Source organism: Streptomyces sp. NPDC029526 (assembly GCF_040637405.1).
Classification (GTDB): domain Bacteria; phylum Actinomycetota; class Actinomycetes; order Streptomycetales; family Streptomycetaceae; genus Streptomyces.
In genome coordinates this window covers 299,804-323,098 of record NZ_JBEZWE010000004.1, presented here as the reverse complement: position 1 = coordinate 323,098, position 23,295 = coordinate 299,804, and the positions used below count along the sequence as shown (strand labels likewise).

Here is a 23,295-nt window from a genome sequence, read left to right as displayed (position 1 = left end):
CGAGGGTCCGCTCCCCTGGGGGGCGGGCCCTCGCCCTCGTTAAGGTGAACCCATGAGCGAAACCGTCCGCCCCGCCTCCGCCGCCCCCACCCCGGGCTCCACGGGAGCCACCGGGGCGTTCCACCGCGGCCACACCGACGACCTGATGGCCTTCCTGGCAGCCGCCCCCACGCCGTACCACGCGGTCGCCGAGGCCGCCGCCCGGCTGGAGAAGGCGGGCTTCCGGCAGGTCTCGGAGACGGACGCCTGGGACGCGGAGAACACCAAGGCGGGAGGCCGGTACGTGGTGCGGGGCGGCGCCATCGTCGCCTGGTACGTGCCGGAGGGCGCGACCACCCACACCCCCTTCCGGATCATCGGCGCCCACACCGACTCCCCCACCCTGCGGGTGAAGCCGCGGCCCGACAGCGGGGCGCACGGCTGGCGCCAGGTCGCCGTGGAGATCTACGGCGGCCCGCTGCTCAACTCCTGGCTCGACCGGGACCTGGGTCTGGCCGGCCGGCTCTCCCTGCGCGACGGCACCACCCGGCTGGTGAACGTCGACCGGCCCCTGCTGCGGGTGCCGCAGCTCGCCATCCACCTGGACCGCGCCGTCAACAACGACGGCCTCAAGCTGGACAAGCAGCGCCACCTCCAGCCCGTGTGGGGCCTGGGCGACGACGTCCGCGACGGCGACCTCATCGCCTTCCTCGGGGAGGCCGCCGACGTCCCGGCCGGCCAGGTCACCGGCTGGGACCTGATGGTGCACCCCGTCGAGCCGCCCGCCTACCTCGGCCGCGACCGCGAACTGGTGGCCGGCCCGCGGATGGACAACCTGCTCTCCGTGCACGCCGGCACGGCAGCCCTCGCGGCCGTGGCCGACCACGCCACGAGCTCCTCCACGGAGCGGCGCCGGCTGCCGTACATCCCGGTGTTCGCCGCCTTCGACCACGAGGAGAACGGCTCCCAGTCCGACTCCGGCGCCGACGGCCCGCTCCTCGGCGACGTGCTCTCCCGCTCGGTGTTCGCCCGCGGCGGCTCGTACGAGGACCGGGCGCGCGCCCTCGCCGGCAGCGTCTGCCTGTCCTCCGACACCGGCCACGGGGTGCACCCCAACTACGCCGAGCGGCACGACCCGACGCACCATCCGCGGGTGGACGGCGGACCCATCCTCAAGGTCAACGTCAACAACCGCTACGCCACGGACGGTTCGGGCCGCGCGGTCTTCGCCGCCGCCTGCGAGAAGGCGGGCGTGCCCTTCCAGTCGTTCGTCTCCAACAACTCCATGCCGTGCGGCACCACGATCGGCCCGATCACCGCCGCCCGCCACGGCATCCGGACGGTCGACATCGGCGTGGCCATCCTGTCCATGCACAGCGCCCGCGAACTGTGCGGGGCCCGGGACCCGTTCATGCTGGCGAACGCGCTGGTGGCCTTCCTGGAAGGCTGATTGACGGGGCATCATCCGTGGCCGGCCGCCGCTCGGCGCATGAGCGGCGGCCTCCCGGGTACCCGGTGTCGACGACCGGAACGACCGGACGGGAAGGCGACACACTCATGGGTCTCGGTGGATGCATACTCCTCATTGCCGTGGGGGCGATCCTCACGTTCGCGACCGACTGGGACATGCAGGGTGTCAACCTTGACCTGGTCGGCGTCATCTTCATGATCGTCGGCCTGATCGGCGTGGCGACCTTCAGCAGCATCGCCCGGCGCCGCCGGGTCGTCGTGCCGCCCGCCACGCCCGTCGTCGACGACACCCGGCCGCCGCACCGCGACGGCTACAGCGACGGGTACGGGGTCTGACTCCCCGGGCATGAGCGGCGGGCGGAAGGCAAGCCCCACCGCGTCCGCCCCGGCGTCCGTCCCGCGACGGCCCGTGCCGACGGTGCCGCCACGGCCGGCCCGGCAGAGCCTTGGGCCGGGCCCGGCCTGCCCGCCGGTGGCGCCGAACGGCCTACCCGGCGGCGTTCCGCCCACGGGGGCGGGGAAGTGCTGGTGACATGAGATTCCTCGTACGCGAGCGGCTGCTCGGCATCGGTGACGACTACTGGATCGAGGACGACCGCGGCACCAAGGTCTACCTCGTCGACGGCAAGGCGATGCGGCTGCGGGACACCTTCGAGCTGAAGGACGCCCAGGGCCGCGTCCTGGTCGACATCCGCAAGAAGATGTTCGCCCTGCGCGACACCATGGTGCTCGAACGCGGCGGCGAGCCGCTGGCCACGATCCGCCGCAAACGGCTGTCACTGCTGCGCAACCACTACCGGGTCGCCCTGGCCGACGGCAGCGAACTCGACGTCAGCGGGCGCATCCTGGACCGGGAGTTCGCCGTGGAGTACGACGGCGAACTCCTCGCGGTCGTCTCCCGCCGGTGGCTGCACGTCCGCGAGACCTACGGCGTCGACGTCGTGCGCGAGGACGCCGACCCGGCGCTGCTGATCGCGGTGGCGGTGTGCGTGATCCACCTGGCGGACAAGGAGCGGGAGGACTGAGCCGGGGCGCCGGGGTGAGGGGGCGGACGGGACGACGGGGCGCCGGGAGGACGGGGCGCCGGGTCGTCGGGAGGACGGGGTGGCGAGACGGCGGGGCGCCGCCCGTCCGGTGCCTCACCCCCGCGGGTCGCGCAGCCCCAGGACGCGGTCCTTCAGTGCGGGGAAGCGCTCGCGGGTGCCGGCCACCGAGGCGGGGTCGAAGTCGACGGTGAGGACCTGCTCCCCCGGCCCGGCCTCGGCGAGGACCTCACCCCAGGGGTCGACCACGATCGAGTGACCCGCCTGCGGGATCCCGCCGTGCGTCCCGGCCGTTCCGCAGGCGAGCACGAACGCCTGGTTCTCCACCGCCCGCGCCCGCGCCAGCAGCGTCCAGTGGGACCGGCGGCGCTCCGGCCAGCCCGCCGGGACGACGAAGGTCTCGGCACCGTCGTCGACGAGCGCGCGGAAGAGTTCGGGGAAGCGGAGGTCGTAACAGGTCGCCAGGCCCAGCACCGTGCCGGGCAGACGGACCGTCACAGGGCTGTCGCCCGCGCCCATCAGCACCGCCTCGCCCTTGTCGAAGCCGAAGCGGTGGATCTTGCGGTAGGCGGCGACCAGGTCGCCGGAGGGGGAGAAGACGAGCGAGGTGTTGTAGAGCGTCTCCCCGCCACCGCCGCCCCCGTCGCCGTCGGACGGCACCCGCTCCGGCACGGAACCCGCGTGCAGCCAGACGCCGGCGTCGCTCGCCGCCTTGGCCATCGCCTCGTGGGTGGGCCCGTCGAGCGGCTCCGCCGCGTTGTGGAACTCCTCGTACGCGAACGCCCCCGTGGTCCACAGCTCCGGCAGCACCACGAGATCGGCTCCGGCTTGTTCCCGCACCAGGGCGGCGGCCCGCTGCCGACGCGATTCGACCGTTTCGCCCTCGTTCACGGCGATCTGGAGGAGAGAAGCGCGCACACTACCACCGTCCTGGCATTCGACCCGCGGCCACGGGCCTACGATCGTCACACCAAAGCACTGCCGGGGTGCCCCACAGCAGCGTAACTTGGGGGTCCCGCCGAGTGCAGCCACCGCCCACAGGCACCGCCGCCACAACCTGCCCGTGTACCGACCGCCGAGGGGTCCCAGTTCCGTGAGCCTGCATCCCGCCCTTCAGTCCTACGCCGACGCCTGGACGCACTCCATCGACGCGATATCCGAGCTGGTGCAGCCGCTCGTGGAGGCCGACTGGAACCGGCGGACGCCCTGCCCGGGCTGGTCGGTCCGTGATGTGGTGTCCCACGTCATCGGACTGGACACCGAGATGCTGGGCGACCCGCGCCCCATCCACACGCTGCCCCGCGACCTGTTCCACGTCACCAACGACCACCAGCGCTACATGGAGATGCAGGTCGACGTGCGCCGCCACCACACGGCGCCGGAGATGACCTCCGAGCTGGAGTACGTCGTCATCCGCCGCAACCGCCAGCTGCGCAACGAGTCCCGCGACCCCTCCACCCTGGTGCGCGGCCCGCTGGGCACCGAACTCACGCTCGAGGAGGCCATGCGGCGGCACGCCTTCGACGTGTGGGCGCACGAGCAGGACCTGCGCGCCGCCCTCGGCCGCCCCGGCAACCTCGACTCGCCGGGTGCCCACGTCGCCCGTGACGTGCTGCTGGACGAGCTGCCGCGGGTGGTGGCGGAGGAGGCCCAGGCACCGCGCAGCTCGGCCGTGGTCGTCGACGTGCACGGCCCGGTGGAGTTCCTGCGCACGGTCCGCGTCGACATCCAGGGCCGTGGCACCCTGGAGACCGCGCCCGCGCTGGGCCCGGCCGTCACCCTCACCCTCGACTGGGAGACGTACGTGCGCCTGGCCTGCGGCCGGGTGACCCACGAGCAGGTCGCCGACCGGATCAAGACCGAGGGCGACCCGGAACTCGCCGAAGCCATCCTCCGCCACTTCACGGTCACCAAGTAGGCCCCGAGCCGTCCGTCCCGCGGGGCGTTCCGTCCGCCGCGGGCGGGGGTGCGGGTGCCCGCGGTCGGCACCCGCACCCGGGGGCTCGTCGAGGACGGCTCCCGGCACGGCTCTCCGTCGTGGCAAGGCCGTCGCAGACGGGCCGTCGTCGAGGGGCCGCCGGACGTCATCCGTTCGGACGCGATCCCTTCAGACGCAATCCGTCAGACGCAATTCGTCAAACGCAGTCCACCGGAACCCGTCCGCCGGAACCGGTCCGCCGGAACCCGTCCGCCGGAAGCAGTAGTCAGACGCCGTCGGCCAGGGGCAGCCCGCCGGAAGCAGACACACAGCACGGTCCGTCGCGCACGGTGCCGCGAGCGGTCCGTCACACCGGTACGCGCTGCGTCTCCACCCGGCTCGCCACCAGCCGATCGCGTTCGCGGCGCACCGCCCGCCGTCGCAGCCGCAGGATCTGGCTGACGCCGAGCGCCTGGAGGACGAAGACCGAGGAGAAGGCGACCGGGTAGCTGTCGTCCGTTGCGTCCAGCAGCACCCCGACGGTGAACAGGGTGGTCATCGAGGCGATGAAACCGCCCATGTTGGTGATCCCGGACGCCGTGCCCTGCCGCTCGGGCGGATTGGCGGGCCGGGCGAAGTCGAAGCCGAGCATCGACGCCGGTCCGCAGGCCCCCAGCACCGTGCACAGCACGACGAGCAGCCACATCGGCGCCGTCTCGGCCGGATACGCGAGCGTGCCGGCCCACAGCAGCGCCGTGACGGCGACGGTCCCGAGCGCCAGCGGCAGCCGCGCGCCGTGGTGCCGGGCGACGACCTGGCCGTAGACGACGCCGACGGCCATGTTGGACAGCACCACGAGGGTGAGCAGCTCACCTGCCGTGGCCCGGGACAACCCCTGCGCCTCGACCAGGAACGGCATCCCCCACAGCAGCAGGAACACCATCGCCGGGAACTGGGTGGTGAAGTGCACCCACAGGCCGAGCCGGGTCCCGGGCTCCCGCCAGGACGCGGCGATCTGCCGGCGCACGTAGGCGGGGCCCTGCTTGCCCACCGGCTCCGGCTCGTGGCCCTCGGGGTGGTCCCTGAGGAACAGCACGACCAGCACGAACACCACGGCACCGGCCAGCGCGCTGCCGCCGAAGGCCGCCGTCCAGCCGACGTCGTTCAGCAGCCGGGACAGCACCAGCGTGGACACCAGGTTGCCGGCCATGCCGACCAGTCCCGCCATCTGCGCGACGAGGGGCCCGCGGCGTGCCGGGAACCACCGGGTACCCAGCCGCAGCACGCTGATGAACGTCATCGCGTCGCCGCAGCCGAGCAGCACCCGCGCGGTCAGCGCCATGCCGTACGACGGGGACAGCGCGAAGCCGAGCTGCCCGGCCGTGAACAGCACGGCGCCCATGGCCAGCACCTTCTTGGTGCCGAGCCGGTCGACCAGCAGGCCGACGGGTATCTGCATGCCCGCGTAGACCATCAGCTGCACGATGGAGAACGTGGACAGGGCCGAGGCGTTGACCTCGAAGCGGTCGGCGGCGTCGAGCCCGGCCACGCCCAGGGACGTGCGGAAGATGACCGCGACGAAGTAGACCGAGACGCCGATGCCCCACACGGCGAGGGCGCGCCGCCCGCCGGGGGGATCGCCGGGGCGGGTGGCCGTGGCGGTGGTGCTCTCCCGGGTGACGCGGTCGAGGCGGTCGGGGCCGTCGACAGTACGGTCGGCGCGCTCGGCACGGTCGGGGCGGTCGGCGGCGCCCTCCGGGCGGTCGGGGCGGCCGGGGTGGTCGGCGGCGCCCTCGGGGCGGTCGGGGCGGGTCATCGCACCTCGCCCCGGGCCAGGTGCGAGAACCAGCCCACGTGCCGGTGCACGGCGCCCACGGCCGCCTCCGCGTCCCCCGAGCGCAGGGCGGCGAGGATCTCCTCGTGCTCGGCGAGGGTCTTGGCGATGCGGTCGGGGTGGGAGTGCATGACGGCGACGCCCATCCGCAGCTGGCGGTCGCGCAGCTGGTCGTAGAGGCGGGAGAGGATCTCGTTGCCGCCGCTGCGGACGATCTCGGCGTGGAAGCACCGGTCGGTGACGGAGGCGGCCGCGAAGTCACCGGCGGCGGCCTGTTCCTTCTGCCGGGCCAGCAGCTCCTCCAGGCGCTCGATGAGGGCGGGCGGCGCGGGCACGGCCTTGCGCGCCGCGTGCTCCTCGACGAGCAGCCGGGTCTCGACCACGTCGGCGATCTCCTGCGCCGAGACGGGCAGCACCAGGGCGCCCTTCTTCGGGTAGAGGCGGATCAGGCCCTCGGCCTCCAGCCGCAGCAGCGCCTCCCGCACGGGCGTGCGGGAGACCCCGACGGCCTCGGCGAGCTCCCCCTCGGTGAGCAGCGTCCCGCCCTCGTACCGGCGGTCGAGGACACCTTGCTTGACATGGGTGTAGACGCGTTCGGCGGCAGGGGGGTGCTTCACGTCGGCCAGGCTCATGCCGACAGGATAGATACAACAGGGACGCATGACAGCGTCCGTCCATCATGCGGACCGGCGACGGACGGTGGCGGGCGCGGCGACGGCCCGGACTTTTTCACTGAACCCGCACAACCATCACCCCCCGACGCGAGTCAGACACGTGCGGCCCCCTGTCGGCCGCGCCTCAACTCGGCCGCACCGTACGGTCATTCAAGGTAATCGGGGTACCTCAGTTGAAAACCGGCATCCAGGGCATCCGTCTGAGCAGAGCGATCGGCGTGACCCTGACCACAGGCGCCGTCCTCGCCTCCGGAGCCCTCCACGCTGCTCCCGCCCAGGCCGCCGCCGCACCCACGATCGTCGCCAAGGGCGGCTACGTGATGAACAACGCGAACGGCAAGTCGCTCTACACCAAGGCCGCGGACACCCGCCGCTCGACCGGCTCCACGACGAAGATCATGACCGCCAAGGTCGTCCTGGCACAGAAGAACCTGAACCTCGACGCCAAGGTCACGATCCAGAAGGCCTACAGCGACTACATCGTCTCCAAGACCGCCTCGTCCGCCCGCCTCATCGTGGGCGACAAGGTCACCGTGCGCCAGCTGCTCTACGGGCTGATGCTGCCCTCCGGCTGCGACGCGGCGTACGCGCTCGCCGACAAGTTCGGCTCGGGCAAGACCCGGTCGGCCCGGGTGAAGTCCTTCATCGGCAAGATGAACGCGGACGCGAAGAAGCTCGGGCTGAAGAACACCCACTTCGACTCGTTCGACGGCATCGGCAACGGCAAGAACTACTCCACCCCGCGCGACCTGACGAAGATCGCCAGCAGCGCCATGAAGAACTCCACGTTCCGCACGATCGTCAAGACCAAGAAGTACACGGCCAAGACGAAGACCAAGACGGGCAGCACCCGCACGATGGCGCCGTGGACCAACACCAACACGCTGCTCAGCAACTACAGCGGCACGATCGGCGTGAAGACCGGCTCCGGCTCCGTCTCGAAGTACTGCCTGGTCTTCGCCGCGACGCGCAACGGCAAGACCGTCATCGGCACCGTCCTCACCTCCTCCTCGGGCGCCCAGCGCGAGAAGGACGCCAAGAAGCTCCTGGGCTACGGCTTCGGCAAGGTCTGACCCGCCGGCCGACGGCCACGCATCACCGGCCAGGGGCTCACCCGCGCACCGGCGCGGGTGAGCCCCTCGTCGTTGGGCGGTCGGGTTCGCAGCAAAGCCAAGGCCTGGAGGCACGCCGCCGGAGCAACGACAGCGCGTCCACCACTCCTGATCAGCCCGCACCACCTGCCCCGGCCACCCGTCCCGTGCCCGGGTGCGTGAAATCCCTACGGCCAGCCAAGAGTCGCAGAGGCCTCGTCCTTCAAGGATCTCGAAACGGCCCAGAGAGTGACGCAGTACAACATCGACAAGAATTCAGAAGAGCTCCAGGATTGGCTCTCCGACCCGGACCGGAAGCGCGGTGATCGCACCGATCTATTCCTCGAAACGACTCCGTTCGGAGTCACGGGGAGAAGTATCGGCAAGGAGGAAATCAAAAATCACCCCTTCCCCGCCCATGCGGCCCAGGATGTGTACGGTGTGGAGACGCGGGCTCCTCTACAACCCGGACCTCGACCCACCCATCACTGTGTTGACCTCGACGCCCAAGAACAAGGAGTCCAAAGGATAGGATGACCGCGTGACGGATCGAGAAAGGTCGGGTACTGGACATTCGAAGGCGCCCGCATGCTCCTGGACCGCTACGACGCGTGGGGCCGGAGCATCCCCGATGACCCTGCTCAGTGGCAGATGCACCTCTTCCCGCTCATCCGCGGGATCCGCAACTCCGCCTGCGACGGAAGACGGAATCTGACTGAAATCGCAGCCCAACTGAGGTTGGCGGCAGAACTATTTCCCGATCCGTCAGGCGCCATTCAGAAAGCTCTCGACCGCATTCCGCGGTCCGCCACCGAGGAGCGCACGCCCGACACCTGGAAAAATTGCCGATCATGTGGACAGTTGGGATCACCGAATCGACGACGCTTCCTACTTGAGTGTCCCCCTGACCACGAGGGAATTGCTGCTCCGTTTCCACGCTTTGAGCAGTTCCTCCCGATCTACTTCGGTCAGAACGGTGTCGCCATCAGCGATGACATGCAGGATGCCACTGGCCGAACTGGGCATGGAGGTCGACCCGCCCGTGCCGTACGCCCCCAGTGGGTGGCTCGCCCTCGTCGCCGGCCGCCTCACCGGGTCGAGGCCGCAGGAGAACCCCTGAACAACGGCTTCGGTGGGAGCTGCCGTCAGACGGTCCCGATCAAGGCGTCCAGGATCAGCTTCTCGGCGCCGAAGAAGACGGCGGCCAGGAGCGGGGCGAGGACGGGGCAGAGCCAGGCCCGGGGGACGCGGGCGCGCACGAGGTACGTCGTCAGGACGGCGGTAAGGAGGACGCCGGCCGCCAGGAAGACGGTCGCCTCGGTCCGGTAGTGCAGGGCCAGGCCGAACCAGAGCCCCTCGCCCAGCACCACCATCGCCACGACCGCGCCCGCCACCGCCCGCACCTGCCCGGAGCCGCGGCGCACCGTCCACCCGGCCCAGCCCAGCAACGGCCCGCCGGCCAGCCCCGCGACGGCCCACACCGCGGCGGTGCCGAGCCCTCCGGCTCCGAAGTGGCCCCCGAGCGTGGACACCAGCAGGAGGGGCAGCAAGCCGGCGGGACCGCAGGAGGGGCGCCGCAACTCGAACGTGCGGCGCCCCTCCCGGCGTCAGCCGATCCGGATCGTGGCCGTCAGGCCCAGGTGATCAGCCGCTTCGGCTGTTCCAGGACCGCGGCCACGTCGGCCAGGACCTTGGAGCCGAGTTCGCCGTCGACCAGGCGGTGGTCGAAGGACAGGGCGAGGGTGGTGACCTGACGCGGCTTCACCTTGCCCTTGTGGACCCACGGCTGGAGCTTGATCGCACCGACCGCGAGGATCGCGGACTCGCCGGGGTTCAGGATCGGCGTGCCCGTGTCGACGCCGAAGACGCCGACGTTGGTGATGGTCACCGTGCCGCCCTGCATCGCGGACGGGGAGGTCTTGCCCTCCCGTGCCGTGGACACCAGTTCACCGAGGGACTCGGCCAGCTGCGGCAGGGTCTTGGCGTGGGCGTCCTTGATGTTCGGGACGATCAGACCGCGCGGGGTGGCCGCCGCGATGCCCAGGTTGACGTAGTGCTTGACCACGATCTCCTGGGCCGCCTCGTCCCAGGAGGCGTTGATCTCGGGGTTGCGCCGGATCGCGACCAGCAGGGCCTTGGCGATCAGCAGCAGCGGATTGACCCGCAGACCGGCGAACTCCTTGTCCTGCTTGAGTTCCTCGACCAGCTTCATCGTGCGGGTCACGTCGACCGTCACGAACTCGGTGACGTGCGGTGCGGTGAAGGCCGAGCCGACCATCGCCGCCGCCGTCGCCTTGCGCACGCCCTTGACCGGCACGCGGGTCTCGCGGGCGGTGTCGTAGGACGCCGCCGCGGGGGCCGCCGCAGCTGCGGGCGCGGGCGCGGGCGCCGGGGCCGGGGCGGCGGGCGCCGCCGGGGCCTGGGGCTCGGGGGCCTTCGGCTGGGCCGCCGCGTGCACGTCGTCCCGGGTGATGATGCCGTCCGGGCCGGTCGGGACGACCGTGGTGAGGTCGACGCCGAGGTCCTTCGCCAGCTTGCGCACCGGCGGCTTGGCCAGCGGGCGCTGCCCGCCCGCGACCGGCTCGGCGACGGGCACCGGGACGGGCTCGGCGGCGGGCGCCGGGGGCGGGGTGTGGCCGTTGAGTTCCGGCTGGGGAGCCGCCGCCTTGCGGGGGCGGCGGCGGGTGGAGGACGTGGCCACGCCGTAGCCGACCAGCACGGGCTGGCGGCCCGAGCCCTTCGACTCCGGCTCCGGCGCGGGCTCGGCCGCGGTGTCCGGCGCGGGCGGCGCCGCCTCCCCGGCCGGGGCCGCGCCGCCGGAGACGTCCACCGCGATGATGGACGTGCCCACGTCGACCGTGGTGCCCTCCGGGAAGTGCAGGGCGCGGACCACGCCGTCGTAGGGAATGGGCAGTTCGACGGCCGCCTTGGCCGTCTCGACCTCGCAGACCACCTGGCCGTCGGTGACCGTGTCACCGGGCTGGACGTACCACTTGAGGATCTCGGCCTCGGTGAGGCCCTCGCCCACGTCCGGCATCTTGAACTCGCGTACGGACGCGTCCGTCATCGTCGTCACGACCCCCTCCTCAGTACGCCATCGAGCGGTCGACGGCATCGAGCACCCGGTCCAGATCCGGGAGGTAGGACTCCTCCAGGCGGGCCGGCGGGTACGGCGCGTGGTAGCCGCCCACCCGCAGGACCGGGGCCTCCAGGTGGTAGAAGCAGCGCTCCGTGATCCGGGCGGCGATCTCCGCGCCGGAACCGAAGAACACCGGCGCCTCGTGGACGACGACCAGGCGGCGCGTCTTCTCCACGGACGCCTGGATCGCGTCGAAGTCGATCGGCGAGACCGAGCGCAGGTCCAGCACCTCCAGGGAGCGGCCCTCCTCGGCGGCCGCGTCCGCGACCTCCTGGCAGAGCTTCACCATCGGGCCGTAGGCCACCAGCGTCAGGTCGGTGCCCTCGCGGGCCACGTGCGCGGTGTGCAGGGGGCCGGGGATGGCGTCGGTGTTGACCTCGGCCTTGTCCCAGTAGCGGCGCTTCGGCTCGAAGAAGATCACCGGGTCGTCGCTCTGGATGGCCTGCTGCATCATCCAGTACGCGTCCGACGCGTTCGACGGCGAGACGATCTTCAGGCCGGCGACGTGCGCGAACAGCGACTCGGGGGACTCGGAGTGGTGCTCCACCGCGCCGATGCCGCCACCGTAGGGGATCCGCACGACGACGGGCATCTTGACCTTGCCCAGCGCTCGGGCGTGCATCTTCGCGAGCTGCGTGACGATCTGGTCGTAGGCCGGGAAGACGAAGCCGTCGAACTGGATCTCCACCACCGGACGGTAGCCGCGCAGGGCAAGGCCGATCGCCGTGCCGACGATGCCCGACTCGGCGAGCGGGGTGTCGATGACGCGGCTCTCGCCGAAGTCCTTCTGCAGCCCGTCCGTCACCCGGAACACGCCGCCCAGCTTGCCGACGTCCTCGCCCATGACGAGGACCTTCGGGTCCGTCTCCAGGGCGCGGCGCAGCGATTCGTTGATCGCCTTGGCCAGGGCCATCTTCTCTGCCATGTCACTTACCCCCGTCCGCGTCGGCGAAGGACGCCTGGTAGGCGGCGAACTGCGCCCGTTCCTCGTCCACGAGGGCGTGTCCGTCCGCGTAGACGTTCTCGAAGATGGCGAAGTGGTCCGGGTCCGGCATGGCACGGACCGCTTCGCGCACTCGTTTGCCCAACGCCTCGGACTCGTTCTCCAGTTCCGCGAAGAATCCCTCGTCCGCGTGGTTTGAGAGTTCGAGATGGCGGCGCAGGCGCAGGAGCGGGTCCTTGGCCTCCCAGGCGGCCCGCTCGTCGTCGTGGCGGTAGCGGGTGGGGTCGTCGGAGGTGGTGTGGGCGCCCATGCGGTAGGTGAACGCCTCCAGCAGGGTGGGGCCCTCACCGCTGCGGGCCCGCTCCAGGGCCCACCTGGTGGCGGCGAGCGTCGCGAGGACGTCGTTGCCGTCCACGCGCAGGCCCGGGAAGCCGAAGCCGCGGGCGCGCTGGTAGAGCGGCACGCGGGACTGCTTCTCGGTCGGCTCGGAGATCGCCCACTGGTTGTTCTGGCAGAAGAAGACGACCGGGGCGTTGTAGACCGCGGAGAAGGTGAACGCCTCGGCGACGTCGCCCTGGCTGGAGGCACCGTCGCCGAAGTAGGCCACGACCGCGCTGTCCGCGCCGTCCTTGGTGATGCCCATGGCGTAGCCGGTGGCGTGCAGCGTCTGGGAGCCGATGACGATCGTGTACAGGTGGAAGTTGTTGCTGTTGGGGTCCCAGCCGCCGTTGTTCACGCCACGGAACATGCCGAGCAGGTTGGTGGGATCGACGCCTCGGCACCAGGCGACACCGTGCTCCCGGTAGGTGGGGAAGACGTAGTCGTCGTCGCGCAGCGCACGGCCGGAGCCGATCTGCGCCGCCTCCTGGCCGAGCAGCGAGGCCCACAGCCCCAGCTCGCCCTGGCGCTGCAGCGAGGTGGCCTCGGCGTCGAAGCGGCGGGTGAGCACCATGTCGCGGTACAGCCCGCGCAGGTCGTCGGCGGTGATGTCGGCGACGTACGGGTCGAACTCGGCGTTCTTGACGCGCTTGCCCTCCGGCGTCAGCAGCTGGACGAGGGCGGGTTCGGCGCTCTCGGCGGCACCGGTGGCCTTCCTGGCGGTGGTGGCCTTCTTGGCGGCGCCGGCGGCCTTCTTGGCGGTGGCGCCGCCCTTGGTGCCGGTGGCGCCGGCCTTGCTTCCGGCGCTGCGTCGCGGTGTGCGCGGGGCAGTGCTCTCCACGGTCACGTGTGCTCCTCCGTCGGTCCGGCCCCCGGGGTTGCCGGGTGACCTGGGGGTCTTCCCCGCTCCAGGAGCGGGAAAGGCTCACCTGTTTTCGGCCACCGGGCACGGGGTGTGTGCCACTCGACCGGGAACAGGCGTGACAGGTGCCCCGGCGAGCGCCCTGCAATGTGCACGTTACCCAGTGCGACACATTTCTGTGAAACCCCATCTGACCTGCGTTTTTGCTTGGATATCCAAGTAAATCGAGAAGGTCTGGCGGGTGCACTGGTCAACAGCCTTGCAGGAGGCCGGAGCAACGGCACGTTATCCCGGCCACCCCGGGCTCGGGAAGAGCCGAGCCGCACCGCCGACGTCGGAACGGCCACCTGCTGTGACCGGGATTGACCGGGTGTGACATGGCGCAGCTCACGGGGGCGCACAGGCCGCTGGGTCCTGTCGTCAGATTCCCGCCGTCCGCCCGAACGGCAGGCCGTCCGCCCGAACGGCGGGCCGTGCGGCGTCAGGGGCGTGCTCTCGGTGTGCCGGGCACTGAGCCTCGTACCGGGCGTACGCCCGCCACCGGCCCGCCGACTCCTTCGACGCGCTCGCCCGGCACCGGTCCATCCATTTCTTCGACGCGCTCGCCCGCCACCGGTCCGGCGACTCCTTCAACCCGCTCGCCCGCCACCGGCTCCTGGAACGCCGCACGCCCCGTGAGCGGCACGCGCACCGGTGTCCGCCGCGCGGTGGCGCGATCGGCTGGTGTGCACGGCGACTTCCACCCCTTCGACCTGCTGGACCGGGGGACGCGCCCGCCGCCGTCGTCGACCGGGACCCGGCCGGCCGTGCAGCCCCGCACGGAGGAGGCGGTGCGGGCCGCGGCGATCTTCTTCACGCGGCAGGCCCGGGGGCACCCTCGACCTGCCGCCCGTGCGGGCCTGCCGCGGTGCCGCCGCGGCCCCACCGTCGGACCTGGCGGCGGCCGTGTACCGGGTCCGGTGGGAACGCCTCGACGACGTCTGGATCCCGCGCTGGCCCTACGAACGCGCCGACGCCCGCGCGGACGGCCGGTTCCCCGCCACGGCCGCGCCGGCCGTGTGGTGGCCCCGGGAGTACGAAGCGGTGTACGACGCGGTGTGCGACGCGTTCGCGGAGTGAACCGGCGGCACGCCGCCGACGGGATACCCGGACGGGCGGCCGTCGGCTACGGCGCCGTCAGCCGCTGTCGCCCTGGCCCCCGGCGTCCTCGCCGCCGCCGGTCGCGCCCTCTGCCGCGCCGCCGCCGGTTGGCGGTGTCACGGGCGGGCTCGACGGCTCCTCCGGCTCCGTGGTCGGTTCGGTCGGCGTCGTCGGGTCCTGGCCCGTCGGCTCGCCCGTCGGGTCCTGGGTGGGCTGCTGCGTGGGCTGCTGGGTCGGCTGCTGGGTCGGCGTCCAGTTGCCCCCGGAGCCCGTCCCGGTGCCGGGGTCGGTGTCCTGGCTCGGCGTCTCGTCGACGTCCTCGCTCGGGCTCTCGCTGGACTTCTCGTCCTCGGTGGTCTGCGAGGTCGTCGGCGACTTCTCCGGCTTCTCGCCGCCCCCCGCGCCACCGGAGTTGTTGAGCGCCAGGGCGACACCGGCCACGACGGCGATCACCGCGAGCACGGCGAGCACCCACAGCTTGCCGCGCCCGTTGCCGCGGTTGCCGCCGCCCTCGAAGCCGCCGTCGTCCCCGCTCCCGTACCCGGCGGGCAGGATCGGCTGCGGGATCGCCGCGGTGCCCGCGGCGTCCGGGTGCGGCATCACGGCCGTGCCGGCGAAACCGGCCGCCGGGGTGCTGCGGCCGTCGTGCACGTCGACCGGGCCGGTGTTCCAGGTGCCGGTGTGACCGCCCTGGTCGTAGAGCATCTGCAGCGCGTACTGGACCAGCCCGCGCATCTCCTCGGCCGTCTGGAAGCGGTCGTCCGGGTCCTTGGCGAGGGAGCGCATCACCAGCCCGTCCAGCTCCGGCGGGCTGGCGTCCGACGCCTCCGACGGCGGCGTCGGAATGTCCTGGACGTGCTGGTAGACCACCGACAGGGGCGTCTCACCGGTGAACGGGGGACGCAGCGCCAGCAGTTCGTACATCAGGCAGCCGGTGGCGTACAGGTCGGAGCGGTGGTCGACGGCCTTGCCGAGCGCCTGCTCCGGCGAGAGGTACTGCGGGGTGCCCATGACCATGCCGGTCTGCGTCATCGTCGTGGACGCGCCGTGCAGGGCACGGGCGATGCCGAAGTCCATCACCTTCACGGCGCCGTTGTTGGTGATGATGACGTTGGCGGGCTTGATGTCCCGGTGCACGATGCCGTGCTGGTGGGAGTAGGCGAGCGCCTCCAGCACCCCGGAGACGATGATCAGCGCCTGTTCGGGGCCCGGTGCCTCGGCGTTCATCAGCAGGTCGCGGATGGTGCGGCCCTCGACCAGCTCCATCACGATGTACGGCACGGGCTGGCCGCCCATGACGTCCTCGCCGGAGTCGTACACGGCGACGATCGCGTGGTGGTTGAGGCCGGCCACGGACTGCGCCTCACGCGTGAAGCGGGCCTTGGCGACCGGGTCCTCGGCGAGGTCGGAGCGCAGCAGCTTGACGGCGACGGTGCGTCCCAGACGGACGTCCTCGGCGGCGAACACCTCGGCCATGCCGCCCCGGCCGAGCCGGTGCGTCAGCCGGTACCGGCCGTCGCCCACGAGCCCGCCGTTGCCCCAGTTGTCCGGCGCGTCCGACATGCCGCCGCCAGTCGCCTCGGGGTCGGACGGGCCCTGGGCGCGCTGCTGCTGTGCCATCAGTCCTCGCCGTCGTTTCTGCCCGCGGTACGCGCGGTGTTGTCACGGTCTCTCCGTCGAGCCACGCTACAGCCTTTGCGCGAGCCTTCGGTCCGGTACGGCCCGCGGGGACCGGGACGAGACGGACCGGTCATGAAACCCGCACTCCGTACGGTCGTGCAAATTGCGTGTACCGGCCGTACGCCTGCGGTAACGCTTCCGCGACGCTTCTTTCGCGTACGGTCACGGAACGGGCACCGCGCTTGACGTGTCGGTGGCCTGCGGCAGACTTGGCCGGGAATAGCACACGGGATCTACGACGGACGGTCACCGACGACGGGCGCCGGAGAGGCTACGGGGGAAGCGGAAGATGAGCCAGGACGGCGCACAGGGCCACCATGCGGGACGTTCGCTCGCCGGCGGACGGTACCAACTGCGGGACCTGCTCGGCCAGGGCGGCATGGCCTCCGTCCACCTCGCCTACGACAGCGTGCTCGACCGCCAGGTCGCGATCAAGACGCTGCACACGGAACTCGGCCGGGAGCAGGCCTTCCGCGAGCGCTTCCGCCGCGAGGCCCAGTCCGTGGCCAAGCTCACCCACACCAACATCGTGTCGGTCTTCGACACCGGCGAGGACGACGTGGACGGCCTGACCACGCCGTACATCGTCATGGAGTACGTCGAGGGCCGCCCGCTGGGGTCGGTGTTCGACGAGGACGTGCGCCAGTACGGCGCGATGCCCGCCGACAAGGCCCTGAAGATCACCGCGGACGTGCTCGCCGCCCTGGAGATCAGCCACGAGATGGGCCTGGTCCACCGGGACATCAAGCCGGGCAACGTCATGATGACCAAGCGCGGCGTGGTCAAGGTCATGGACTTCGGCATCGCCCGTGCCATGCAGTCCGGCGTCACGTCGATGACCCAGACCGGCATGGTCGTCGGCACCCCGCAGTACCTCTCGCCGGAGCAGGCGCTCGGCCGGGGCGTGGACGCCCGGTCCGACCTCTACTCGGTCGGCATCATGCTGTTCCAGCTGGTCACCGGTCGCCTCCCGTTCGACGCCGACTCCCCGCTGGCCATCGCCTACGCGCACGTGCAGGAGGAGCCGCCGGCCGCGTCCTCCATCAACCGCTCGCTGCCCCCGGCCGTGGACGCGCTGATCGCCCGCGCGCTGAAGAAGAACCCCAACGAGCGTTTCCCCAGCGCCGAGGCGATGCGCGGGGAGTGCCTGCGGGTGGGCCAGTCCTTCCAGCCGGCGCCGCCGAGCATCGTCCCCGGCACCCAGGCACCGGCCGGCTCGGGCGTCGGTTCCGCGGTGTTCCCGCCGGTCGACCAGACCGGCCCGGCGCAGTCGGGCAACGTCCACACGCCGTACCAGCCGGGCCCCGCCCCCACGCCCCACCCGTACGGTTCGCCGGCTCCGGCCCCGTCGTACGGCTACCCGCAGCAGGGCGGCTACCCGACCCCGCACCCGTCGGCGTACTCCGCGCAGCCGGGCCCGTCGACGCCCGCCCCGTACACGCTCTCGCCGCAGCCCGCCGGGTCCGGCGGAGGGCGCGGCAACCGGCCGGTGATCATCGGCTCGGTGGTCGTCTCCGTCCTGGCGGTCGGCGGCCTGATCGCCGCGCTGACGCTCAACGGCGGCGGGGACGAGGACAACAAGGGCAGCGGCGGCAGCTCGCCCTCGGCGTCGGCAACCCGCGCCGAGGGCTACCGCGGGCCCGACACGTCGAAGACGATCGACAAGGAGGAGTGCGAGGAGCCGCGGGAGTCGTACAACGACCCCGACAAGATCCGGCTCCCGAACTTCAAGTTCAAGTACATCAAGTCGGTCAAGGAGTGCTTCCAGGCGGCCGGCTGGGGCGACCTGAAGATCGTCAACGTGGACGAGAACGTCTACGGCGAGGGATCCGTCCGGGAGCAGTTCCCGCCGGCCGGCACGGACGTCGACCCCGAGGACATGCCGCAGATCACCCTGAAGGTCTCCACCGGCAACCCGCCCGCCTGAGCGCGGGACGGCACGGACACCGAAGGGGCCCGGCAGGATGCCGGGCCCCTTCCGCTCGCTCGTCAGGGTGTCGGACCGCGCCCGCGCGGGCGCCGGTCCGAGGCTCTACAGGTACGGGCCCCCGGAGCGCCCGCCGATGTGCGGGTCGTCCGAGCCCTCGGCGACGCCCGGCGGCAGCGCCCGGCGCATCTGCTCCAACTGGGCGCGCGCCGCCATCTGCTGCGCGAACAGCGTGGTCTGGATCCCGTGGAACAGCCCCTCCAGCCATCCCACCAGCTGGGCCTGCGCGATCCGCAGTTCGGCGTCGCTCGGCGTGGCCTCGTCGGTGAACGGCAGGGAGAGCCGCTCCAGCTCCTCGACCAGCTCGGGGGCCAGACCGTCCTCCAGTTCCTTCACCGAACTGGCGTGGATCTCCTTGAGCCGGGCCCGGCTGGCCTCGTCCAGAGGAGCGGCGCGCACCTCCTCCAGCAACTGCTTGATCATGCTGCCGATCCGCATGACCTTGGCGGGCTGCTCCACCTGTTCCGTCACCGGGGTCTCGCGGGAGTCGTCGTCCCCGGTGCCCCCGCCGAGCGCCATGCCGTCCTGGCCGACGACCAGGATCTGCGGTTTCTCCGGTGACCGTTCGTTCCTCGGCATCTCCATACGGCCATTCTCTCGTACTCGGTGCGCCGCTCGGGGGGTGCCCCCGCCCGGGCCGCGGGCCGGTCGTCCGTACGGTGACCGGACCGCGTCCCCCGTCGGCCGCGGGCCTGCGGCGCCGACGGCCGGGTTCCCCACCGCCAGGTCACGATTCAGCCGACCGGAGCGCCCGGAATGCCGGCAGGGCACGGAAATGCGAGCCTTTTGGAGTCCATCCGACCCGATTGTGCCGACGGTGCCCGACACACCCGTCGGCGTGGGAGGTCACGGTCGTGACTCCATGGCTGCGCACAGTGGGAACGAACGGTGCGGGGGTCGCCCTGCGGGCGGGTGTCGTCCTGGGCACGGGCCTCGCCCTGGGGGCGGGCACGGTGGCCCCCGGCGGGACCGGCGGGCTGCTGCCGGCCGGAGCGAGCGTGGCCCAGGCCCACGACCGCGCGCCCGGTGCGGCCCCCGACGGCGGACGGGACGCCGGCCGGGCCGGGCCGGAACCGGGGGACGGGCCGAGGACGGACCCGGACGGCGGCCGGGGCCCGGCCCCGCACACCCGGCCGTCCCGTGACGACGCACTCACCGGCGACGGCCCGCCCCACCGGCTCCCGGCCGCAACCGTCCCGGCCATCGTCCCCGTGTCCTCCTCGCCCTCCCTGGCACCGTCCGCCCCACCGTCCCGCGCCGGGGCCCGGCCCGGAGAGGGCCGCGAGCGGCCCGGACGCCCGGAGACGGAGCACGACCGCCCGGACAGCACGGCGGACAGCGGCCGGGCCGACGCCACCTCGGCCCCCTCGGCGGACGCATCGGACGACGGCACCGCCACCGCGTCCCGCGAGCCGGACCGCACGGGCGCCCGGGACGACCAGGACGGCACACGGGAGGACACGGCCCGACCGGAGGACTCGGGGGCGGACGCGGCCGCCCGCGCCCCGGCGTCGGAGGCCGCCGTCCCGCTGCCGTCGGCCTCGTCCACGGCGGCGAACGCCCTCGGCGGACCCGAGAGCGCCGCCGACCCCGCGGTGCGGATACTGCCGCTGGGCAGCGGGCTGGTGCTCATCGGCCTGGGGCTGGGGCTCGCCTTCGTCGGCCTGCGCATGCGGCAGTCCCCGCACTGAGGCGGCTGCGGCCGGGACCCCGCGCCCCTGCCCGGCACTCCGCCGCGGGGTGTCCCACGGCGGAGTGTCGTCGGCAGCCGGTCCTTCCGGCCCTCGGTCAGGGGGCGATCAGCAGGACCTTGCCGACGTGTCCGCTCTCCTCCACCACCCGGTGGGCCGTGGCCGCGTCGGGCATCGGGACCTCCCGGTCGACGACCGGGCGGACGTGGCCACCGGACACCAGCGGCCAGACGTGCTCCCGCACGGCGGCCACGATCGCGGCCTTCTCCGCCAGGGGCCGGGCCCGCAGGGAGGTCGCGCTGATGGCGGCACGCTTGGCGAGCAGGGCACCGATGTTCAGTTCGCCCTTGACTCCGCCCTGCATGCCGATGATCGCGAGACGGCCGTTGACGGCCAGGGCCCGCACGTTGCGGTCCAGGTACTTGGCGCCCATGTTGTCGAGGATGACGTCCGCCCCGGCACCGTCGGTGGCCCGCTCCACCTCGGCGACGAAGTCCTGGTCACGGTAGTTGACCAGGACGTCGGCCCCCAGTTCGGCACAGCGCTCCAGCTTCTCCTTCGTCCCTGCCGTGACGACGACCCGGGCCCCGACCGCCTTGCCGAGCTGGATGGCCATGGTCCCGATGCCGCTGGAACCGCCGTGCACGAGCAGCGTCTCGCCCGGCCGCAGGTGCGCGATCATGAACACGTTCGACCAGACCGTGCAGGCGACCTCCGGGAGCGCGGCGGCCCGCTTGACGTCGAGCCCCTCCGGAACGGGGAGCAGCTGCCCGGCCGGGACCGCGACCTTCTGGGCGTAGCCGCCGCCCGACAGCAGGGCGCAGACCTCGTCGCCGACGGCCCAGCCGGTCACCCCGGGTCCCAGGGCGACGATCCGCCCCGAGCACTCCAGGCCCGGGTAGGGGGACGCACCGGGCGGCGGGTCGTAGAAGCCCTGCCGCTGGAGAAGGTCGGCCCGGTTGACGGCGCCGGCCACCACCTCGACCAGGACCTCGCCCTCACCGGGCTCGGGATCGGGGACCTCGGCCCAGACCAGCGCCTCGGGCCCGCCGGGTTCAGGAATCGTGATCGCACGCATGGGGCGACGGTACTCCGCCACCCCCCTCCGTCCACCTCCGTCCACCTCCGTCCACCGGGCTCCGCCGCCCGGGGGAGGCGGGGTCCGACGGGGCGTGCTGCGCGAGCCCGGCCGGTCGGGGACATCCGGACGGGTCGCCGTCCGGCTGGGTCGCCGTCCGGCCGGGCTCCCAGGGAAGGGCCGCCTCCTGCTCCCGGCGGACACCCGCGGCGGCTCGCCGTACGACCGGGGCTCCTGTGCCTCGCTCGCCGCACGACCCGGGCTCCTGTGCCTCGCTCGCCGTACGACCGGGGTCGGCCCTGCCCCGCCGTCCGACCCGGGTCTCTGGGCGGGTGGCCCCTACGCCGTTGGACCGGATCGCGGAAAAAGCGTGTGCGGGGCCGATGACTTCGCGCGACCGTGGAGGTCAGTCCTTGCGAAGCGCACGCTCGCGGAAGGAACCGAAGCATGAGCAGCCCATCCCCCGGCCCGGCGATCGAGACCACGGGCCTGGTCAAAACCTTCGGTGAGACACGCGCCGTCGACGGCGTCGACCTCACCGTGCCCGTCGGCACGGTCTACGGGGTCCTCGGCCCGAACGGCGCCGGCAAGACCACGACCGTGAAGATGCTCGCCACGCTCCTGCGTCCGGACGGCGGCGAGGCCCGGGTCTTCGGCCGCGACGTCGTGCGCGAGGCGGACGAGGTGCGGGCCCGGGTGAGTCTCACCGGGCAGTACGCCTCCGTGGACGAGGATCTCACCGGAACCGAGAACCTCGTGCTGCTGGCCCGCCTCCTCGGGCACCGCAGGCCGGCCGCCCACACCCGGGCCGCCCAGCTCCTGGAGGCGTTCGGACTGACGGACGCGGCCGGGAAGCAGGTCAAGCACTACTCGGGCGGCATGCGGCGCCGCATCGACATCGCCGCGTCCATCCTGAACACGCCCGACCTGCTGTTCCTCGACGAGCCGACGACCGGTCTCGACCCGCGCAGCCGCAACCAGGTGTGGGACATCGTCCGCGCGGTGGTCGCCCAGGGCACCACGGTCCTGCTGACCACGCAGTACCTGGACGAGGCCGACCAACTGGCGTCCCGGATCGCGGTCATCGACCGGGGCACGGTGATCGCGGAGGGCACCAAGGGGGAGCTCAAGGCGTCGGTCGGCGCCGGATCCGTCCACCTGCGGCTGCGCGACCCCGAGCAGCGGCCGCTCGCCGCGGACCTGCTGCACCGCGCCTTCGACGCCCAGGTGCAGGCCGACCCCGACCCGGTGGCGCTGACCGCGCGCCTCGGCTCCGCCGCGAGCCAGGACACCGCCGCCGAGCAGGCCGCCCGAGCGCTGAGCGAACTCGCCCGGGCCGGTGTCACCGTCGACAACTTCTCGCTCGGCCAGCCCAGCCTGGACGAGGTCTTCCTCGCCCTGACCGGACACGACACCGGCGCACCCGGTTCCGGAGCCGTCCCCGGCCCGGGCCACGACCCGAAGGACGAGGTGGCGGCATGACCACCACGACGACCACCGGCGACGTCGAACTCGCCCCGGTGCGCACCGACTCCCTGGCGGACCTGCTGGTCGCCAAGGAGCGTCCGCCTCGGCCCAGTGCCTGGTCCGCCTCGCTGACCTTCGGCTGGCGCGCGATCCTCAAGATCAAGCACGTGCCCGAGCAGCTTTTCGACGTCACCGCCTTCCCGATCATGATGGTGCTGATGTACACGTACCTGTTCGGCGGGGCGCTGGCCGGCTCGCCGAAGGCGTACATCCAGTTCCTGCTGCCGGGCATCCTGGTGATGTCGGTCGTGATGATCACGATGTACACCGGGATCTCGGTCAACACGGACATCGAGAAGGGCGTCTTCGACCGCTTCCGCACCCTGCCGATCTGGCGTCCGTCGACGATGGTGGGCTACCTGCTCGGCGACGCGCTGCGCTACACCCTGGCGTCCCTCGTGATGCTGACCGTCGGGATGATCCTCGGCTACCGCCCCGACGGCGGAGTGGTGGGCGTGGTCGCCGGGATCGCGCTGCTGTTGCTGTTCGCGTTCTCGTTCTCGTGGATCTGGACGATGTTCGGCCTGCTGCTGCGCACCGAGAAGTCGGTGATGGGCGTCAGCATGATGGTCATCTTCCCGCTGACCTTCCTGTCCAACGTCTTCGTGGATCCGACCACCATGCCGGGCTGGCTCCAGGCCTTCGTCAACAACAGCCCGGTCACTCACCTCGCCTCGGCCGTGCGCGGACTGATGGCCGGGGACTGGCCGGCCGGCGAGATCTCCTGGACCCTGGGCTGGGCGGGCCTGTTCATCCTGGTCTTCGGACCGGTCACCATGCGGCTGTACAACCGCAAGTAGGGCCGCTCGGGCGAGGCGCTTCCGAAGCGGTCGCTCCGCTGCCGTCGCTTCCGCTGCCGTC

General features: G+C 72.2%; 19 protein-coding genes and 2 pseudogenes. 11 read left to right on the top strand and 10 right to left on the bottom strand.

Annotated elements, in window-relative coordinates; genetic code table 11:
* Positions 1-52 precede the first annotated feature (52 nt).
* The 3 genes from AB0F01_RS14325 (at position 53) to AB0F01_RS14315 (ending at position 2,474) form a co-directional block, all read left to right on the top strand.
* Complete coding sequence (locus AB0F01_RS14325) at positions 53-1,429, top strand: M18 family aminopeptidase (protein ID WP_362094233.1); 1,377 nt, start codon at positions 53-55, stop codon at positions 1,427-1,429.
* 107 nt (positions 1,430-1,536) lie between these two features.
* Complete coding sequence (locus AB0F01_RS14320) at positions 1,537-1,785, top strand: DUF6458 family protein (protein WP_164334617.1); 249 nt, start codon at positions 1,537-1,539, stop codon at positions 1,783-1,785.
* A gap of 197 nt (positions 1,786-1,982) precedes the next feature.
* On the top strand, positions 1,983-2,474 hold the full coding sequence (locus tag AB0F01_RS14315) for an LURP-one-related family protein (protein WP_362094230.1): 492 nt from the start codon (positions 1,983-1,985) through the stop codon (positions 2,472-2,474).
* Positions 2,475-2,588: 114 nt separating this feature from the next.
* On the opposite strand, the gene AB0F01_RS14310 is transcribed toward AB0F01_RS14315, so the two are convergent.
* Positions 2,589-3,410: a carbon-nitrogen family hydrolase gene (locus tag AB0F01_RS14310; protein ID WP_362094227.1), complete on the bottom strand. Its 822-nt coding sequence runs from the start codon at positions 3,408-3,410 to the stop codon at positions 2,589-2,591.
* Between the two features lie 175 nt (positions 3,411-3,585).
* Here AB0F01_RS14310 and AB0F01_RS14305 point away from each other — a divergent pair, with 175 nt between their 5' ends.
* Positions 3,586-4,410 carry a maleylpyruvate isomerase family mycothiol-dependent enzyme gene (locus tag AB0F01_RS14305; RefSeq protein WP_362094225.1) on the top strand — a complete coding sequence of 275 codons (825 nt, stop codon included), beginning with the start codon at positions 3,586-3,588 and terminating at the stop codon, positions 4,408-4,410.
* 367 nt (positions 4,411-4,777) lie between these two features.
* Here the strand turns inward: AB0F01_RS14305 and AB0F01_RS14300 are convergent, their stop codons facing one another.
* Positions 4,778-6,226, bottom strand: a complete 1,449-nt coding sequence (locus AB0F01_RS14300; RefSeq protein ID WP_362094222.1) for an MFS transporter — start codon at positions 6,224-6,226, stop codon at positions 4,778-4,780.
* Positions 6,223-6,876 carry a GntR family transcriptional regulator gene (locus AB0F01_RS14295; protein WP_362094219.1) on the bottom strand — a complete coding sequence of 218 codons (654 nt, stop codon included), beginning with the start codon at positions 6,874-6,876 and terminating at the stop codon, positions 6,223-6,225. The genes AB0F01_RS14300 and AB0F01_RS14295 overlap by 4 nt, the downstream gene beginning before the upstream one ends.
* 215 nt (positions 6,877-7,091) lie before the next feature.
* Here AB0F01_RS14295 and AB0F01_RS14290 point away from each other — a divergent pair, with 215 nt between their 5' ends.
* Complete coding sequence (locus AB0F01_RS14290; protein WP_362094217.1) at positions 7,092-7,991, top strand: D-alanyl-D-alanine carboxypeptidase; 900 nt, start codon at positions 7,092-7,094, stop codon at positions 7,989-7,991.
* Positions 7,992-8,216: 225 nt separating this feature from the next.
* A pseudogene (locus AB0F01_RS14285) lies at positions 8,217-8,546 on the top strand (RNase A-like domain-containing protein); the annotation flags it as partial.
* Positions 8,547-9,154: 608 nt separating this feature from the next.
* Here AB0F01_RS14285 and AB0F01_RS14280 read toward each other — a convergent pair.
* The 4 genes from AB0F01_RS14280 to pdhA all read right to left on the bottom strand — a co-directional run bounded on the left by AB0F01_RS14280 (position 9,155) and on the right by pdhA (position 13,316).
* Complete coding sequence (locus AB0F01_RS14280) at positions 9,155-9,559, bottom strand: DUF6518 family protein (protein ID WP_362094214.1); 405 nt, start codon at positions 9,557-9,559, stop codon at positions 9,155-9,157.
* 80 nt (positions 9,560-9,639) lie between these two features.
* Positions 9,640-11,085, bottom strand: coding sequence for a dihydrolipoamide acetyltransferase family protein (locus tag AB0F01_RS14275; RefSeq protein WP_362094211.1), 1,446 nt, complete (start codon positions 11,083-11,085; stop codon positions 9,640-9,642).
* Positions 11,086-11,095: 10 nt separating this feature from the next.
* On the bottom strand, positions 11,096-12,073 hold the full coding sequence (locus tag AB0F01_RS14270) for an alpha-ketoacid dehydrogenase subunit beta (RefSeq protein ID WP_164335489.1): 978 nt from the start codon (positions 12,071-12,073) through the stop codon (positions 11,096-11,098).
* 1 nt (position 12,074) lies between these two features.
* Positions 12,075-13,316, bottom strand: a complete 1,242-nt coding sequence (pdhA, locus tag AB0F01_RS14265) for a pyruvate dehydrogenase (acetyl-transferring) E1 component subunit alpha (RefSeq protein ID WP_362094208.1) — start codon at positions 13,314-13,316, stop codon at positions 12,075-12,077.
* A gap of 622 nt (positions 13,317-13,938) precedes the next feature.
* Here pdhA and AB0F01_RS14260 point away from each other — a divergent pair.
* A pseudogene (locus tag AB0F01_RS14260) lies at positions 13,939-14,450 on the top strand (phosphotransferase); the annotation flags it as partial.
* A 57-nt stretch (positions 14,451-14,507) separates the two neighbouring features.
* Here AB0F01_RS14260 and AB0F01_RS14255 read toward each other — a convergent pair.
* Positions 14,508-16,091, bottom strand: a complete 1,584-nt coding sequence (locus AB0F01_RS14255) for a protein kinase (RefSeq protein WP_362094205.1) — start codon at positions 16,089-16,091, stop codon at positions 14,508-14,510.
* A gap of 349 nt (positions 16,092-16,440) precedes the next feature.
* Here AB0F01_RS14255 and AB0F01_RS14250 point away from each other — a divergent pair, with 349 nt between their 5' ends.
* Positions 16,441-18,078, top strand: a complete 1,638-nt coding sequence (locus tag AB0F01_RS14250; RefSeq protein WP_362094202.1) for a protein kinase — start codon at positions 16,441-16,443, stop codon at positions 18,076-18,078.
* 105 nt (positions 18,079-18,183) lie between these two features.
* Here AB0F01_RS14250 and AB0F01_RS14245 read toward each other — a convergent pair whose 3' ends face one another.
* Positions 18,184-18,723: a bacterial proteasome activator family protein gene (locus AB0F01_RS14245; RefSeq protein ID WP_362094199.1), complete on the bottom strand. Its 540-nt coding sequence runs from the start codon at positions 18,721-18,723 to the stop codon at positions 18,184-18,186.
* 290 nt (positions 18,724-19,013) lie between these two features.
* Between AB0F01_RS14245 and AB0F01_RS14240 the strand changes: the two genes are divergently transcribed.
* Positions 19,014-19,829 (top strand): hypothetical protein, encoded by an 816-nt coding sequence (locus AB0F01_RS14240; RefSeq protein WP_362094196.1) that lies wholly within the window; start codon positions 19,014-19,016, stop codon positions 19,827-19,829.
* A 97-nt stretch (positions 19,830-19,926) separates the two neighbouring features.
* Here AB0F01_RS14240 and AB0F01_RS14235 read toward each other — a convergent pair whose 3' ends face one another.
* Positions 19,927-20,907: an NAD(P)H-quinone oxidoreductase gene (locus AB0F01_RS14235; protein ID WP_362094193.1), complete on the bottom strand. Its 981-nt coding sequence runs from the start codon at positions 20,905-20,907 to the stop codon at positions 19,927-19,929.
* Between the two features lie 447 nt (positions 20,908-21,354).
* Between AB0F01_RS14235 and AB0F01_RS14230 the strand changes: the two genes are divergently transcribed.
* Positions 21,355-22,389 (top strand): ATP-binding cassette domain-containing protein, encoded by a 1,035-nt coding sequence (locus AB0F01_RS14230; RefSeq protein WP_362094190.1) that lies wholly within the window; start codon positions 21,355-21,357, stop codon positions 22,387-22,389.
* Positions 22,386-23,234: an ABC transporter permease gene (locus AB0F01_RS14225; RefSeq protein WP_362094188.1), complete on the top strand. Its 849-nt coding sequence runs from the start codon at positions 22,386-22,388 to the stop codon at positions 23,232-23,234. Before AB0F01_RS14230 ends, AB0F01_RS14225 begins: the two co-directional genes overlap by 4 nt.
* The last annotated feature ends 61 nt before the right edge of the window (positions 23,235-23,295 follow it).